The organism is Micromonospora sp. NPDC049645 (assembly GCF_040675155.1).
Classification (GTDB): domain Bacteria; phylum Actinomycetota; class Actinomycetes; order Mycobacteriales; family Micromonosporaceae; genus Micromonospora.
Genome location: NZ_JBFAOI010000014.1, coordinates 86,158 through 101,320 on the forward strand (window position 1 = coordinate 86,158; position 15,163 = coordinate 101,320).

A 15,163-nucleotide genomic window follows, 5' to 3' on the forward strand; every position below is an offset into this window, starting at 1 on the left:
TGCCCCGATCGGGGGCCGTCGCCAGCGGAGACGGGGCGTCCGCCCTCAGCGCAGCCGGCGGATGTCGCCGTACGCCCGGTAGAACCCGCCGCGGCTGGACTCACGCACCTCGGTCACCAGATAGCGGGCGCCCGGCTCGCGAATGCCCTTGGGGAACTGCACCGACCAGTCGCGCCGGTAGCCGTCGGACAGCACCTGAACCCGCAACCGCCCCCGGTCGTCCAGACACTGCACGACCACGCCCGCGCCCGCGTCGTTGGTCACCTCGACGATCGTCGGTTGCACCGGCTGCGGCGCCTGGCGCGGGGCCTTGACGTCGCGGACCTGGGGCACCTCCCCGGCCTGGGCCGCGTGGATCGCCGGCTCGCTGGCGTCGATGCACGCCAGGTGACCGCCGGTGGTGACGACGTAGAGCCGGTCGTCGTGGTACTGCATGGAGTACGCCGAGCCGCAGCCGGTGCCGAGCTTCCACAACCGGGTGCCTGCCGCGTCGAAGCAGTAGATCGAGGACTGGCTGTCACCGGCGAAGACGTACTGGCCACCCTCGGCGGTGGCGCAGGAGAAGACCGGGGCGTCGCAGCGGTAGCGGTTTTCGAGTCGACCCGCCTTGGACAGCCGCACCACCTCGCGGGTGCCCGTTCCGGCGAACACACTGCCGTGCTCCTGCCAGCCGAAGAGGACCGAACCGGTCGTGGTGTGCCACAGCTCGCGGCCGGTACGCCACTCGTAGCCGGTCACGCCCTGCGAATGACCGTGGTAGACGGCGTCATTGTCGCACCGCACCATCCAGGCCGAACGTCCCCGCCCCGGCCGACGCCACAGGAACTCGTCCTCGTGGTCGACGGCGGTGATCCCGCCGTCCGCGTCGGAGACGCCGAGGACGCCGTCGTGGATGTCCAGCCAGTAGATGTCGATCTCCGGGGCGATCGCGTACGCCACCCGGGGCACCTTGCCGGACAGGTCGTAGACGTTGCCGTCGTCGCAGCCGGCGTAGACCCAGGCGTCGTCGGCGACGATGCACTTCACCCCGTCGGGGAGGCGGACCTGGCTGCGGACCTGGGCGTCGTGGTCGAGCGTGGTGATGACGCCGTGTTCGTTGCCGACCATGCAGTGCTGGTCGTCGACGAAGATGCCGAAGGCGGGGGCGCCGGAGTCGTAGCGCCAGAGCACCGGGGCGGTGTGGGCGGTGGAGCGGGTGCTGACGATCTGCCGCCGGGACACGGTGCGCTTCTGGCGGACGCCGGGGACCGCCGGCGCGTAGCCCTTGCGGACCTTCTCCCCGATCTTCTTCGCCGCGGCGGCCCGGGCCCGGGCGTTGTCGGGGTAGGCGCTCGCCTTGATCTGCCCCTGGTCGCCGATCCGGCCGTAGCGCACCGTCAGTGTGGCGTTGTCGACGATGACCTCGTAGAACTTGTGCGCACCGTCCACTTCGGACAGTTCGAGGTAGGTCGTCTCCTGGGACATGGGGGGCCTCCGAGGGTCAGCGAGCGGCGCGATCCGGCCGGCGCGGCGACAGTGACCACACGCTAACCGCGCCCTCCGACAGAATCGGCGCCGCCAGGTCGATCCGTCCCGCGTCCACCTGCTGCTGTTGACCGACACGCCTGCCCCGGATGCCGGCGTGATCGCGGACAGCACGCGTCACCGTTGCGGCCACCGCAGCGCGTCGTCGCGGAGCACCGCGTGCGCGCCGACGGTCTCGTTGACGATCTGCGTCACCCGCACGTCGACCGCGATGCTGGCCAGCGCCGCCGCGTCCGAGCGGCCGAGGCCGTGCAGCCGCTGCATCAGGGTCAGCATCGAGTCCAGGGCCGCGAACGTGGCATCGTCCAGGGTGGCACCCACGCCCAGGGTCAGCCACGCGTCGGAGGTCCGGGCCACCGGGCCGGTGACCGGAAAGTCGTCGCGGACGTCGAAGGTCAACGTGACCTCGTCCATCGGGCACTCGATCGCGGTGCCGCCGACCTCGCCGTCACCCTGTGCGGCGTGCCCGTCCCCGACGGAGAACAGCGCGCCGTCCACCGGGATCGGCAGCAGGAGGGTGCTGCCGGCGGTGAGGTCCCGACAGTCCAGGTTGCCACCCCAGGGGCGCGGCGGCGTCGTCGAGTGCCGTCCCGGCTCGGCGGGTGGCATGCCGAGCACCCCCATGAACGGCCGCAGCGCGACGGTGTGGCCGTGCTGGTTGCGGCCGGTCATCGTCTCCGGGTCCAGCGTCCAGGCGTGCACCACCTGTTGGTCCTGCACGCCGTAGTGCTTGTTGAAACCGCTCGGCCAGCCGCCGGCCACGGTGGTCCCCCAGGTGGCCGGGACGACCGCGTCGATACGTACCGCGAGGGTCTGGCCTGCGCGAGCACCGCGGATCGCGACCGGACCGAGCAGGGCGTGTCCGTGTTCGGGCCGACGCTGCGCGACCCGGGGCCGGTCCCGGTTCGCTCCGCCGGGGTACGGGCCGGCGGACCACCAGCAGTCCAGGGTGCGATAGGTGACGGTGTCGCCTGGCTCGATGGTGAGCACCGGCGGGTAGTCGGGGGAGAAGTGGCCGTGCAGGCTGGCATCGTCCGGCGTGAGGGTGTGTCGCATTCGTGCAGGCTAGTGGCTCCGGAACCGCCTCGCCGGGTGCGCGGTGGGTGCCGGGCGCACCCACCGCGCACGTTTCAACCCCGGCGGTGTCAACCCGAGGTGCAGGAGCGGATCTGCGGGCGGGCGCTGCTGTTGCCGTTGGTCATCGTGGTGAAACCGAAGGTGTTGCCGCTGCCGTTGGACCGCATGGTCATGACGGTGCCGCTGCTGTCCCAGGTGGCGGTGCCGTTCCAGATGGTGGAGACCCGCTGCGGTGCGGTGATGGCGACGACCACGGCCCAGGTGCTGGCGCCGCTGACCGTCACCGACGTGTTGTACCGGTCGCCCCAGACGTTGGTGGTCGTCGCGGTGGCGGTGCAGGTGCCGCCGGCCGGCGGCGGGGTGGTGGTGGGCGGCGGCGTGGTGCCGTCGGGCGCGACCGCGCGGCCGGTGGACGGCGAGATCATGCCGGGGCAGAGGTTGCGGCTGGTCAGGTTGGCCATGATCTGGGGGATCGCGTCACGGGTGTTCTGGATCCCGTCGTGCATCAGGATGACCTGACCGGCCTGGAGTCGACTCGCGTTGGACACGATCTGGCTGACGCTGGCGCCGTTCCAGTCCTGTGAGTCCACGTCCCAGATCACCTGGCGCATACCGAGCGACGACGCGACGGACTGGAGGGTGGAGTTGGTCTCGCCGTAGGGCGGCCGGAACAGCACCGGGCGGCTGCCGGTCGCCGACTGGATCGCCGAGCTGGTCTGGGACAGGTCCGACTGCATCTGTGCCTGGCTCATCGACGTCATGTGGGCGTGGCTCCAGCTGTGGTTGGCGACCCACATGCCGGCGGCCACCTGGGCCTGCGCGGCCGACCGGTTGTTCTGGACGTTCTGCCCGACGTTGAACATGGTGGCCCGTACGCCGTTGCTGCGCAGCACGCTCAGCAGCGCGCTGGTGCTGCCGGTCGGCCCGTCGTCGAAGGTGAGGCCGACGTAGCCGTTGCAGGTGGCGGCGCTCGACGGGGTCGAGGTGGCCGCGAGGACGACGCCGCACATCGCGACGGCGGTGGCGAGGACGGCGAGCGCCGCGCGCATCCGCCTCGACCACAGGGCCGTGCGGGGGAAGAGCCTGCTCATCTGGTGCCCCTTCTCGCAGGCCCGGACGCGCCCCGGCGCGCGGGCAGCACAGTCCGGACAGGTGTGGGTGAGTGAGGAGGTCGAGCCGAAACCGCCACGAAGCCGATCGCATTGACCTCAATGGATCGGAGTATTACAGCGAGAATTCCGACACGTCAACAAGTTCCGGAACGACTCCGGAACGAGTCAAGGGCTGGCCCGGGGCGTAAACCCGGCTCTGGCAGGGGCGTTTCGACAGGGACGGGTCGTCGGCGGTGCCATGACCACGGCGATCGGTGCCTCCGCACGCGACATGATCCGGAAAGCAGCCGGAAATATCGGCCACCGCGCGCCGCGTCCTCGGGTCCGCCACTGGCGCGGAATAGTAAAGAGTGTGAACAGAAGCTGTTACAGTCACTCCTGTCGATACCTGGTCCGGGTGTCGGTCACCGATTCCCAGTAAGGAGTGATCACATGACGAGACTGCGCGCGCTGGTCGCGCTGGTGGCACTGATCGTCGCCGGTGGACTGGTCGCGGTCATCCCACCCACCCCCGCGTCGGCGGCGGCCTGCTCGGCGGCCTGGCAGGCGTCGGCCGTCTACTGGGGAGACGCCCAGGTGTCGCACAACGGCCGCAACTACCGGGCGAAGTGGTGGACCCAGAACGAGGCGCCGCCGGGCACGACCGGCGTCTGGGAGGACCTCGGCGCGTGTGGCGGAGGCACCACGCCGCCCACCGGCACCTGCGCCTATCCGAACTGGGCCGCCGGGACCTGGTACGCCGCCGGGGCCATCGTGCGGTACACCAACGGTCTCTACTACGTCGCCGAGCACGACAATCCCGGGTACGACCCGATCGTCAGCACCTGGTACTGGGAGCCGTACACCTGTGGCGGCCAACCCACCACCCCGCCACCCACCAACCCGGGCGGCTTCGTGGTCACCGAGGCCCAGTTCAACCAGATGTTCCCGGGTCGCAACTCGTTCTACACGTACTCCGGACTCGTCGCCGCCCTCAGCGCCTACCCGGCGTTCGCGCGCACCGGCAGCGCGACCGTCCAGCGCCAGGAGGCCGCGGCCTTCCTGGCGAACGTGTACCACGAGACCGGCGGGCTGGTGCACATCGTCGAGCAGAACACCGCCAACTACCCGCACTACTGCGACCCCGGCCAACCCTACGGCTGCCCTGCCGGGCAGGCGGCGTACTACGGGCGGGGGCCGATCCAGCTCAGTTGGAACTTCAACTACAACGCCGCCGGTAACGCGCTCAACCTGCCGTTGCTCACCAACCCGTGGCTGGTGCAGACCGACGCCGCGGTGGCCTGGAAGACCGGTATCTGGTACTGGATGACCCAGAACGGGCCGGGCACGATGACCGCGCACAACGCGATGGTCAACGGCGCCGGGTTCGGTCAGACGATCCGCAGCATCAACGGCTCGATCGAGTGCAACGGCGGAAACCCCGCCCAGGTGCAGAGTCGCGTCACCCGGTACCAGCAGTTCGTCGGCATCCTCGGGGTGGCCGCCGGAGCCAACCTCTACTGCTGATCCGTTGCCGGGCCTCGGCGTACGTCACCTGACGGCGTCGCGGCCCGGCCCACGGCCCGCGGTGCTCGGGAGGGGCGGTGGCCCGTTTCATCGCGATCAACCCGTTGACACGGCCGAGGTGCGCCCGGAACTATCAGCGACAGTTCACCGCCCCGACCCGCGTTGCTCACGAACTCCTATGACAACGATGTCAGGGCTCGGCTCCGCTCCACACTGTCCAGATGATCGACGCACTCGACCCGGTTCGAGTCGAAAGGCCCCGTCCCTCATGTCGCATACCCCCCTTGCGCGTCCCCTCCCACGCCGCCTGCTCGCGGTGACGACAGCCGCCCTGCTACCGCTGGGCCTGCTCGTCGCCGCGCCCCTGGCGAGCGCCGCCGCCGCGCCGGTCACGCCCGGCGACTTCGCCTCCTCGTTCGAGACCGCCGACCCGCAGCCCGCCACGAGCAGCGTGGAGGTCGGCGCGAACGGAAAGCCGGTCCAGGGAAACCTGACCGGGAAGGTCACCACCCTGCCCGGCAGCCTGCTCGGCCAGGTCAGCGCGGTGACCGCGAGTGCCGAGAACCCGCCCCGCGAGGTCGCCGCCAACCTCAGCGACGACGATTCGTCGACCAAGTGGCTGATCTTCGAGTCGACCGGCTGGGTGACCTACCAGCTCGCCAAGCCCGCGACGGTGACGCGCTACTCGCTGACCGCGGCCAACGACGCACCGTCGCGTGACCCCAAGGACTTCGTCGTGCAGGGGTCCCACGACGGCAACACGTGGACCGACCTGGACAAGCGCGCCGGCGAGAAGTTCGGTGGCCGGTTCACCACCAACAGGTACAGCTTCGCCAACACGAGCGCCTACGCCTACTACCGGCTCAACGTCACCGCGAACTCCGGTGACTCACTCGTGCAGCTCGCCGACTGGAACATCAGCGACGGCTCGGACGTCCGCCCGCCGGCCACCCCCATGGTCAGTGCGGTCACCGCCGGCCCGAACGGCGGCTACACCACCAAGCCGGACGCCGGGTTCACCGGACTGGCCGCGCTGCGCTACTTCGGCGGTGCCGAGGGCAACGGCCGCTCGTACGCGACCAACAAGCTGTTCGACGTCGAGATCCCGGTCGGGCCGAAGACCCGCCTGTCGTACAAGATCTTCCCCGAGTTCACCGGTGGGGACGCCCGGTACCCGTCCACCTACGCCGCCGTCGACCTGCACTTCACCGACGGCAGCTACCTGAGTGGTCGCTCACCCGTCGACCAGCACGGCTACCCGCTCACCGGAGCCGGTCAGGGCGCCTCGAAGGTGCTCTACGCCGACCAGTGGAACCTGGTGCAGGCCGACCTCGGCACCGTCGCCCGCGGCAAGACGATCGACCGGATCCTGCTCGCGTACGACAATCCGCAGGCCACCGGGGAGACCCGGTTCCAGGGTTGGCTCGACGACATCGCGTTGACGGCCACGCCGGCGTCGATCGACGGCTCGAAGTTGACCAACTACGTCGACACCCGACGGGGCACCAACTCCACCGGCGGCTTCTCGCGCGGCAACAACCTGCCGATCACCGCCGTGCCGAACGGCTTCAACTTCTTCACCCCGGTGACCGACGCGACCTCCGACTCGTGGGAGTACGAGTACCACCGAATCAACAACGCGGCCAACCTGCCGATGCTGCAGGGCCTCGCGATCTCGCACGAGCCGAGCCCGTGGATGGGTGACCGCAACCAGATGTCGGTCATGCCGGTCGTCGGCGGCGGGTCGCTCACCGGTCAGCCCGCCAGTCGTGCGCTCGCCTTCCGTCACGACGACGAGACGGCCCAGCCGGACCTCTACCGGGTCACGCTCCAGAACGGCCTGGTCGCGGAGATGTCCCCCACCGACCACGCCGGGATCATGCGATTCACCTTCCCCACCGGGCAGGCGACCGGAAGCCTCGTCTTCCACAACGGCACGTTCACCATCGGCGCGGACGGCACGTTCACCGGCTGGGTCGACAACGGCAGTGGTCTGTCGGCCGGTCGGAGCCGGATGTTCGTGGCCGGCGCGTTCGACCGGGCGCCAACGGCGTCCGCCGCGACGTCCGCGACCTTCGACGTCTCCGCGTCGCGGGAGGTGACGATGCGTCTCGCGACGTCGTTCCTCTCCGTCGACCAGGCGCGCCGCAACCTCGACCTGGAGGTCACCGGTAAGAGCTTCGACCAGGTACACGCCGCCGCGACCGCCGCGTGGCAGGACCGGCTCGGCCGGGTCGAGGTACGCGGTGCGACCGAGACACAGCTGATCTCGATGTACTCGAACCTGTACCGGCTGAACCTCTACCCGAACTCGCAGTCGGAGAACACCGGCACCGCCGCCGCGCCGCGCTGGCAGTACGCGAGCCCGGTCTCGGCGCCGACCGGCGCGTCGACCCCCACCCAGACCGGCGCGAAGATCGTCGACGGGCAGATCTACGTCAACAACGGCTTCTGGGACACCTACCGCACCGTGTGGCCCGCCTACGCGCTGCTGTACCCGGATGTCGCCGCCAAGATCTCCGACGGTTTCGTCCAGCACTACCGCGACGGCGGCTGGATCGCCCGCTGGTCGTCCCCCGGCTACGCCGACCTGATGACCGGCACCAGCGCGAACGTGGCGCTGGCCCAGGCGTACCTCACCGGGGTCGAGCTGCCCGACCCGCTCGCGGCGTACGACGCGGCGGTCAAGGACGCGACCGTCGCGTCCGGGCGAAGCGCGGTCGGGCGTAAGGGCATCGAGTCGTCCCTGTTCCTCGGCTACACGCCGACGTCCACGGGGGAGTCGGTGTCGTGGGCGCTGGAGGGCTACATCAACGACTACGGCATCGGCAACATGGGTGCGGCGCTGGCCAAGGACCCGGCCACGCCGAAGTCGGAGCGTGCCCGGCTCAAGGAGGAGTCGCGGTACTTCCTGGAGCGGGCCCGCAACTACGTCCATCTCTTCGACCCGAAGACGAAGCTCTTCCAGGGCCGCGACGCCGCCGGCAACTTCCTCGCCGGTGACCCGCTGGACTGGGGTGGCGTCTACACCGAGACGAACGGGTGGAACTTCGCCTTCACCGCCCAGCAGGACGGTCAGGGTCTCGCGAACCTGGTCGGCGGGCAGCAGGCGTTGCGCGACAAGCTCGACACGTTCTTCAGCACGCCGGAGAACGCCGACCGCCCCGGCGGGTACGGCGGAATCATTCACGAGATGCTCGAAGCGCGCGCGGTGCGGATGGGTCAGCTCGGCATGAGTAACCAGCCGTCGCACCACATCCCGTACATGTACAACTTCGCCGGCGCGCCCGCCAAGACCCAGGCGACGGTACGGGAGATCCTGCGGCGTCTCTACGTCGGTAGCGAGATCGGCCAGGGCTACCTGGGCGACGAGGACAACGGCGAGATGTCGTCCTGGTACATCCTCAGCTCGCTGGGCATCTACCCACTCCAGGCCGGGTCGTCCGAGTGGACGATCGGCTCCCCGCAGTTCACCAGGATGACCGTGCACCGCCCGACCGGCGACATCGTCGTCAACGCGCCGAACAACAGCACCGAGAACGTCTACGTGCAGGACGTGAAGGTCAACGGCAAGAAGCAGCGCGGCCTGTCCCTGGACGTGACGACGCTGGCCAAGGGCGGCACCATCGACTTCCAGATGGGCGCCAAGCCGTCGTCGTGGGGCAGCGGCAAGAACGACGCGCCGCCGTCGCTGACCAAGGGCGACCAGGCACCGAAGCCGTTGCAGGACATCACCGGCCCCGGTCTCGGCATCGCGACCGCGACCGGTGGTCAGGACGCGGCGAAGTTGTTCGACGACTCGTCCACCACGCAGCTGACGTTCGCCTCGGCGACCCCGCAGATCAGCTGGGCCTCCCGCGGTGGCAAGCAGAAGCCGGGCTACTACACGGTCACGTCCGGGGCCGGCGCGGGCGATCCGGCGGACTGGCGTCTGCAGGGCTCCAACGACGGCATCACCTGGACCACTCTGGACTCCCGCGCCGGTCAGGTGTTCCCCTGGCGCAACCAGACCCGCCCGTACTCGATCGACAAGCCGGGACGGTTCGCGCAGTTCCGGCTCGCCGTCACGAAGACCGTCGGCGCCGCGCAGACCAACCTCGCCGAGGTCGAGCTGCTCGCCGGGGGTGACCTCGACCTGGGCGGTGGCGACATCACCGTCACCGCCGCCGACGGTGTGCACGCCAGCTCCGGCGTGCCCGTCTCGGTGCCGTTGGCCTCGGTCACCGGCGGGAACGCCGAGGGCTACCAGGCCACCATCGACTGGGGCGACGGCACGCCGGTCACCGAGGGTGCCCTGACGCTGAGTTCACGGGCCGTATACGACATCGGTGGGTCGCACACCTACGCCACGCCGGGCTACCACCAGGCGAACGTCACGGTCACCGACGGCGAGAGCCAGAGCTCCGCGACGGTCGGCGTGCAGGTGGCGTACGCCCCGACCGCCGGCCTCACCGCCGCGTTCGACAACGTCTGCATCGGCGACGAGGGGAACCTCGCGGCAGACTGCGACGCCAAGTCGTGGGCGTACTCCCGAGCCGCCCTCGCGGCGGGTGGCGTGACCCAGGGCCAGCCGCAGCAGGTTCCCGGAACGGGGCTGCGGTTCACGCTGCCGGTGATCCCGGCCGGGCAGCCGGACAACGCGACCGGAAACGGCTCGACGGTCGTGCTCGACCTTCCGTCGGACGCTCGGAGCATCTCCTTCGTCGGGGCCGGAACGCAGGGCAACCAGAGCACCACCGGCACGGCGACGTTCAGCGACGGCAGCACGGCCGACATTCCGATCCAGATGAGCGACTGGACGCTGGGCGGCAACCCCAACGGCACCCCGTCCTACGGCAACATCGTCGTGGCCAGGACGGCGTACCGGTTGCACGGCACGAGCCGCGATGGTGCCCAGCCGTTCCTGTTCGCCACCGCGCCGTACCAGATCCCGGCGGGCAAGACGCTGGTGTCGGTGACCCTGCCGACGCAGACCGGTGACCCGCGCTCGGCGGGTCGGATCCACGTGTTCGCCGTGGCCAACGACGGCACGCCGGCACCCGCGCTGGCGACCGTCGCCCCGAAGGACCAGACGGCGAACGCCGGCCAGGCCCTCGCGGCGAACCTCGGTTCGGTGACCGGTGGCGTTCCCGGTACGACGGGCTACCGAGCCCGCGTCCAGTGGGGTGACGGCACGGTTCCGAACGACGTGACGATCGGTGCGTCCGGTGCGATGACCGGCCAGCACACCTACTCGCGGGAGGGCACGTACACGGTGCGCGTCACCGCGTGGGACACGCTGTCGAGCCGCTCCGAGTCCTTCACCGTGACCGTGGCGCGCGGCGGCTCCCAGCCGACGATCACGCTCTCGGCGTCCGGCACCGTCGGCACCGGCGGCGCGATCACCGTCGCCGGCAGCGGCTTCGCCGCCGGCGAGCAGGTGACTGTCAGCGTCGGCACCGACCCGGGCCGGACCATGAAGGTCGCGGCCTCCGCGACGGGAACGGTTCGCGCCTCGGTGCCGACCTCCGGTGACGCGGAGCCGGGCCGGTACGCGGTGACCGCGACGGGCGCGTCCTCACGGACGCCGGCCACGGCCACCGTCCAGGTGACCGAGCAGGCGCAGGCGCGGGCCTACCAGCCACGGGTGGCGCTGCTGACCACCTCGGGGCCGCGCGGGACGTCGATCGTGCTCGACGGATCCGGGTTCGCTCCGAACGAGGCGGTCACGATCACCTTCGGGAACGGACTCGCGGTCAGGACCGTGCGCGCGAACGGTGACGGCGTCATCTCCGGCGCGACGGTCAGCGTCGTGGGTGCGGCGAAGGCGGGTGCCACAAGCGTCACGCTGAAGGGTGCCACGTCGGCGACCACGGTGTCCCGGCCGTTCACCGTCACCGGCTCGAACTGAGCCGGGGGTAGTACCACCACGTGGGGCGGGCCGTACGCACGGCCCGCCCCACGCTGTACTTCTTGATCTGTTCTCAGCGGGGTGGCAGCAACGCGTCGACCAGGTCACGCAGCGGCCCGACCAGGTCGTGTTCGCTGGCCGAGCTCAAGGGTTCCAGCCAGATCGACGACCGCAGTACCGCGACCCCGATGCCGGCGGCGATGGCCATCTGGGCGCGGAGCAGGATCTGCTCGCTGCCCGGCTCGTCGGGGCGCCACCCGCGAGCCGCCGCCAGCTGTTCGCTGGAGCGCACCAGGACGCCGCGCCGGATCTCGTCGGCCCCCGCGTCCCCGGACGACCGCAACAGCAGGGAGAGTTGGCTCGACAGGCCCGCCGCGCCGGGATCGGCGATGTGTCGGGCGATGGCCTCGGGCACCCGGTCGGCGGGCGTCTGACCGGTCGTGCGGCCCAACTCGTCGCCCGCGGCCCGCAGGCACGCCTCGAACAGGCCCTCCTTGGACGAGAAGTACCGGCTGATGAGCGCCACGTTGACTCCCGCGTCCTCGGCGATGTCCCGGACGGTCGTGGCCGCGTACCCGTCCCGGGCGAAGCGCCGACGGGCGGCGTCGAGCAGAAGCTGTCGGGTCTCGGCCGCGTCCCGACGCCGACGCTGGGCCGGTTCGCCGCCGGTTTCGGTGGTCGCAGGGACGGGCGGTTCTGCGGTCACGACGCGTCCTTCCTTCGCTCTGAGTGGGCCGAATCGGGTCGGGGCTCGGCAAGTAAACGTATGTTGACTTGTCCGTGAACGCAAGCTCCAGTGCTACCGAGGGTGACGTAAACAACTGTTGACATAGGGTCCCGGCTGCGGATACTGGTAAGTCAGCAAGCGTTTACATCTAGCCTCGGGGATTTCATGACCCACACCATCGAGGAGTCGACCCACCTCGGCTCCGCGCCCAGCGCCACTCCGCGCGCCAACAGCAGCCTGCTCGTGCTGTACCTGTCGCTGGGCGGCCTGGCGTTCGCGGTGCTCCAGTCGCTGGTGGCGCCCGCGCTGTCGACCATCGGCCGGGACCTGGGCGTCTCCACCGGAGACATCAGTTGGGTGCTCACCGCGTACCTGCTGGCCGCCTCGGTGCTCACGCCCATTCTCGGCCGGCTCGGTGACATGGTCGGCAAGCGCCGGGTCCTCATCGGCGTGCTCGCGGCCCTCGCCGCGGGCACCCTGCTCGCCGCGCTGGCCCCCAACCTGACCGTGCTGATCGTCGCGCGGGCGCTTCAGGGAGCCGCCGGAGCGATCCTGCCCCTGTCCATCGGTATCGTCCGCGACCAGCTACCTCGGGAGAAGGTCGGCGTCACCGTCGGCCTGCTGTCGGCGATCTTCGGTGTCGGCGCCGGTGTCGGCATCGTGGCCGCCGGCCCGATCGTGGAGCACCTGTCGTGGCACTGGCTGTTCTGGCTGCCGCTGGTCCTCGTCGTGGTCGCGCTGCTCGGCGCCATCTTCGGAATGCCCGAGTCGCGGGTCCGTACGCCCGGACGGCTCGACATGCTCGGTGCCACCATCCTGTCGGTGTCGCTGGTCTCGCTGCTGCTGGCCGTGAGCAAGGGGCAGGGCTGGGGCTGGACCGAGTCGAAGACCATCGGACTGTTCGTGCTGGGCGCGGTCGCGATGGTCGTGTTCGTCCTGGTCGAGCTTCGGGTACGTGAGCCGCTCATCGACATGCGCCTGATGCGGATCCGCGGTGTCTGGGCCACGGACCTCGTCGCCCTGATCCTCGGTTTCGCGATGTTCGGCACGTTCGTGCTCGTACCAACCCTGCTCCAACTTCCCGCGGCCACCGGCTACGGGTTCGGCAAGACGGTGTCCCAGGCGGGCCTGTTCCTGCTGCCCACCGTCCTGATGATGGTGGTCTTCGGCCCCCTCGCGGGTCTGCTGGACCGCCGCTTCGGTCCCAAGGTCCCGATGTTCCTCGGCACGGTCGCGGTCGTCGTCGCGTTCGCGCTGCCGGCACTCGCGCACGGCGCGACCTGGCAGGTGCTGCTCTCCGGGGTGCTCACCGGCGCCGGCATCGGCCTGGCGTTCGCGGCGATGTCCAACGCCATCATCGAGAGCGTCCCGGCCGGGCAGACCGGCGAGGCGAGCGGCGTCAACACCATCGCCCGGACCATCGGCAGCAGCATCGGCGCGGCGGTCGTCGCGGCCGTCATCACGTCGAACAGCACCCCGCAGGGACTGCCCACGGACGCGGCGTTCACCGCCGGCTTCTGGGTGTGCGCGGGCGTCGCGGTCCTGGCCGTGTTCGCGGCACTCGCCCTGCCCTCGGCGCGTCGCCGCCACGAGCAGGCCGTCGCCGCCGGTGTCGATGACCTTCCGCCCGAGCCGGTCGAGCTGCACCTGCCCCACCGCCACTGAGGAGACGGCTGACAGCCGCCGAACACGCGCAGGCCGGGCCCATCCACTCCTGGTGGGCACGGCCTGCGTCGTTGGCGGTGCCTCAACCCGCTCGCGCAGTGCTGAACCGCAGTTGCCAGCGCCCGCCCTGGGCGGTGAGCCGGACGACCGCCAACGGCTCCACGTCCACCCGCCGGTAGGTCGCCGTCGGCAGATCGAGGGCATGGACCACCGCCACCCGGATCACCAGTGGGTGGGTGACCGCGACGATCCGTTGACCGACCCCGCGCTGGTCGTCCAACCAGCGACCCACCCGAGCCCGCACCGCACCGACGGACTCACCACCGTGCGGCGCGCAGTCCGGCGCGGACAGCCAGTCGTGCAATGCCCGTGGCTGCGTGACGGCTACCTCATCGAGCGACCGGCCGGCCCAGTCGCCGTAGTCGCAGTCGGCCAACGCCACCTCGACGCTCGGCAGCAGACCGAGGGCGTCCGCGGTCTGTCGGGCCGCTGCGGCCGGGCTGGACAGGCAGACGTCGTGCGCGCCGAGAGGTCCACGCCGCTCCGCGCCCGTGCGGGCGAGGGCGGCACGCCGGCCACCCTCGTCCAGGCTGTCGTCGCTCGTGCCGAAATGGGCCCGGCGCAGGGCGGTGGTGTGAGCGTGGGCGACCAGCTGGAGGCTGGTGCCGGTCACGTGCCCGGCAGCGCGGTGGCGGCCCGGCGACGCCGCTCGTGGTGCATCAGGGCCGCGAACAGCAGACCGATGCCCGTCCAGAGCACGACCTGCGTGCCGAGTGAGGCCAGCCGGAAGTTCCACAGCAGGGTCGCCGGAAAGTCGGCGGGGACCTCCTGAAAGGAGGGCATCACCACGTACGACACTGCCGTGACCAGCAGGAACCCACCCACCGCCGCAGCGGCGCGCAGCCACGGCGGCGCCTGGGCGCCGACCGACCGGTAGCCCAGCGTGCCGGCCCACACGGCCACCAGGCCGAGCACCACCATCAGCAGGTAGGTGACGGTCCGCTGGTTGATGGTGGCCGGATCGCCGACCGCCGGCGGGTTCGCCGGGTACTTGAGAAACGGCACGATCACCGCGCCGAGCAGCGCCGCGCCGGCCAGCAGCAGACCGGCCCGCCCGTCGTCGTCACCACGCCGCCGACGGGACAGCAGAACGTACGCCGTGGCCAGCAGGCCACCCATCGCGGCGCCGAACAGGCTGGTGGCCAGGAACAGGCCGCCACGCTGGCCGGTCCGACTGACCAGGGCGTCCTCGTGATCGTGCGCGCCGGCGGCGGGCTCGGCGTGCGTCGCCGCGTCCTCGATGGCGATGGCCGCCTCGACGTGCGGCTCACCGGCGACGTACGCGAACGCGCCGGCGAGCAGGCCGGCGATCAGGCCGGCGAGCAGCCCACGGACGAGGACGGCGACGAACGGGGGAGCGCTTGTGGTGTTCAGTGGCACGGGACACCGAGCAGGTGCCGACCGTCGTGCATCAGCTCGTGCAGGTACATCCCGCTGCGCGACACCGCACCCTGGTCGAAGGCGACGAGGTACGTCAGCAGGGCGAGCACGGCGACGGTCGCCAGGACGGTCCACAGCAGACGGGTGGTGCCAGCGGGGTGCACCACCGGCTGGCTGGAAGCGGAGCTAGACATGAATACACGAACCTCCCCAGGGATGACG

The 15,163-nt window shown here is 70.6% G+C and carries 10 protein-coding genes; 3 read left to right on the plus strand and 7 right to left on the minus strand.

What is annotated here, in order from left to right; translation table 11 throughout:
* Nucleotides 1–45: 45 nt before the first annotated feature.
* From AB0J33_RS25800 to AB0J33_RS25810, 3 genes are all read right to left on the minus strand, one after another.
* Nucleotides 46–1,464 (minus strand): PQQ-binding-like beta-propeller repeat protein, encoded by a 1,419-nt coding sequence (locus AB0J33_RS25800; protein WP_363616764.1) that lies wholly within the window; start codon nt 1,462–1,464, stop codon nt 46–48.
* A gap of 177 nt (nt 1,465–1,641) precedes the next feature.
* Nucleotides 1,642–2,580 carry an acetamidase/formamidase family protein gene (locus AB0J33_RS25805; RefSeq protein WP_363616766.1) on the minus strand — a complete coding sequence of 313 codons (939 nt, stop codon included), beginning with the start codon at nt 2,578–2,580 and terminating at the stop codon, nt 1,642–1,644.
* 89 nt (nt 2,581–2,669) lie between these two features.
* Nucleotides 2,670–3,692, minus strand: coding sequence for a polysaccharide deacetylase family protein (locus AB0J33_RS25810; protein ID WP_363616768.1), 1,023 nt, complete (start codon nt 3,690–3,692; stop codon nt 2,670–2,672).
* Nucleotides 3,693–4,145: 453 nt separating this feature from the next.
* Between AB0J33_RS25810 and AB0J33_RS25815 the strand changes: the two genes are divergently transcribed.
* Nucleotides 4,146–5,219 (plus strand): glycoside hydrolase family 19 protein, encoded by a 1,074-nt coding sequence (locus tag AB0J33_RS25815; protein ID WP_363616770.1) that lies wholly within the window; start codon nt 4,146–4,148, stop codon nt 5,217–5,219.
* Nucleotides 5,220–5,535: 316 nt separating this feature from the next.
* Nucleotides 5,536–11,109 carry a GH92 family glycosyl hydrolase gene (locus tag AB0J33_RS25820; protein WP_363616772.1) on the plus strand — a complete coding sequence of 1,858 codons (5,574 nt, stop codon included), beginning with the start codon at nt 5,536–5,538 and terminating at the stop codon, nt 11,107–11,109.
* A 73-nt stretch (nt 11,110–11,182) separates the two neighbouring features.
* On the opposite strand, the gene AB0J33_RS25825 is transcribed toward AB0J33_RS25820, so the two are convergent.
* Complete coding sequence (locus AB0J33_RS25825; protein ID WP_363616773.1) at nt 11,183–11,815, minus strand: TetR family transcriptional regulator; 633 nt, start codon at nt 11,813–11,815, stop codon at nt 11,183–11,185.
* Nucleotides 11,816–12,001: 186 nt separating this feature from the next.
* On the opposite strand from AB0J33_RS25825, the gene AB0J33_RS25830 reads away from it, so the two are divergent.
* Nucleotides 12,002–13,501, plus strand: coding sequence for an MFS transporter (locus AB0J33_RS25830; protein ID WP_363616775.1), 1,500 nt, complete (start codon nt 12,002–12,004; stop codon nt 13,499–13,501).
* Between the two features lie 82 nt (nt 13,502–13,583).
* Here the strand turns inward: AB0J33_RS25830 and AB0J33_RS25835 are convergent, their stop codons facing one another.
* Genes AB0J33_RS25835 through AB0J33_RS25845 form a run of 3 tightly spaced genes read right to left on the minus strand, consistent with a single transcriptional unit; the run spans nt 13,584 to nt 15,135 of the window.
* The gene (locus tag AB0J33_RS25835; protein WP_363616777.1) at nt 13,584–14,174 is read right to left on the minus strand and encodes a histidine phosphatase family protein; all 591 of its coding nucleotides are present in this window, start codon (nt 14,172–14,174) and stop codon (nt 13,584–13,586) included.
* Entirely contained in the window at nt 14,171–14,941 is a 771-nt protein-coding gene (locus AB0J33_RS25840; RefSeq protein WP_363616779.1) for a CbtA family protein, read from the minus strand. The genes AB0J33_RS25835 and AB0J33_RS25840 overlap by 4 nt, the downstream gene beginning before the upstream one ends.
* Nucleotides 14,932–15,135, minus strand: a complete 204-nt coding sequence (locus AB0J33_RS25845; protein ID WP_363616781.1) for a CbtB domain-containing protein — start codon at nt 15,133–15,135, stop codon at nt 14,932–14,934. Before AB0J33_RS25845 ends, AB0J33_RS25840 begins: the two co-directional genes overlap by 10 nt.
* Nucleotides 15,136–15,163: the final 28 nt, after the last annotated feature.

Coding starts and splice junctions, on each gene's coding strand:
- AB0J33_RS25800 (WP_363616764.1), bottom strand. CDS start 1,464: ATGTCCCAGGAGACGACCTACCTCGAACTGTCCGAAGTGGACGGTGCG.
- AB0J33_RS25805 (WP_363616766.1), bottom strand. CDS start 2,580: ATGCGACACACCCTCACGCCGGACGATGCCAGCCTGCACGGCCACTTC.
- AB0J33_RS25810 (WP_363616768.1), bottom strand. CDS start 3,692: ATGAGCAGGCTCTTCCCCCGCACGGCCCTGTGGTCGAGGCGGATGCGC.
- AB0J33_RS25815 (WP_363616770.1), top strand. CDS start 4,146: ATGACGAGACTGCGCGCGCTGGTCGCGCTGGTGGCACTGATCGTCGCC.
- AB0J33_RS25830 (WP_363616775.1), top strand. CDS start 12,002: ATGACCCACACCATCGAGGAGTCGACCCACCTCGGCTCCGCGCCCAGC.
- AB0J33_RS25845 (WP_363616781.1), bottom strand. CDS start 15,135: ATGTCTAGCTCCGCTTCCAGCCAGCCGGTGGTGCACCCCGCTGGCACC.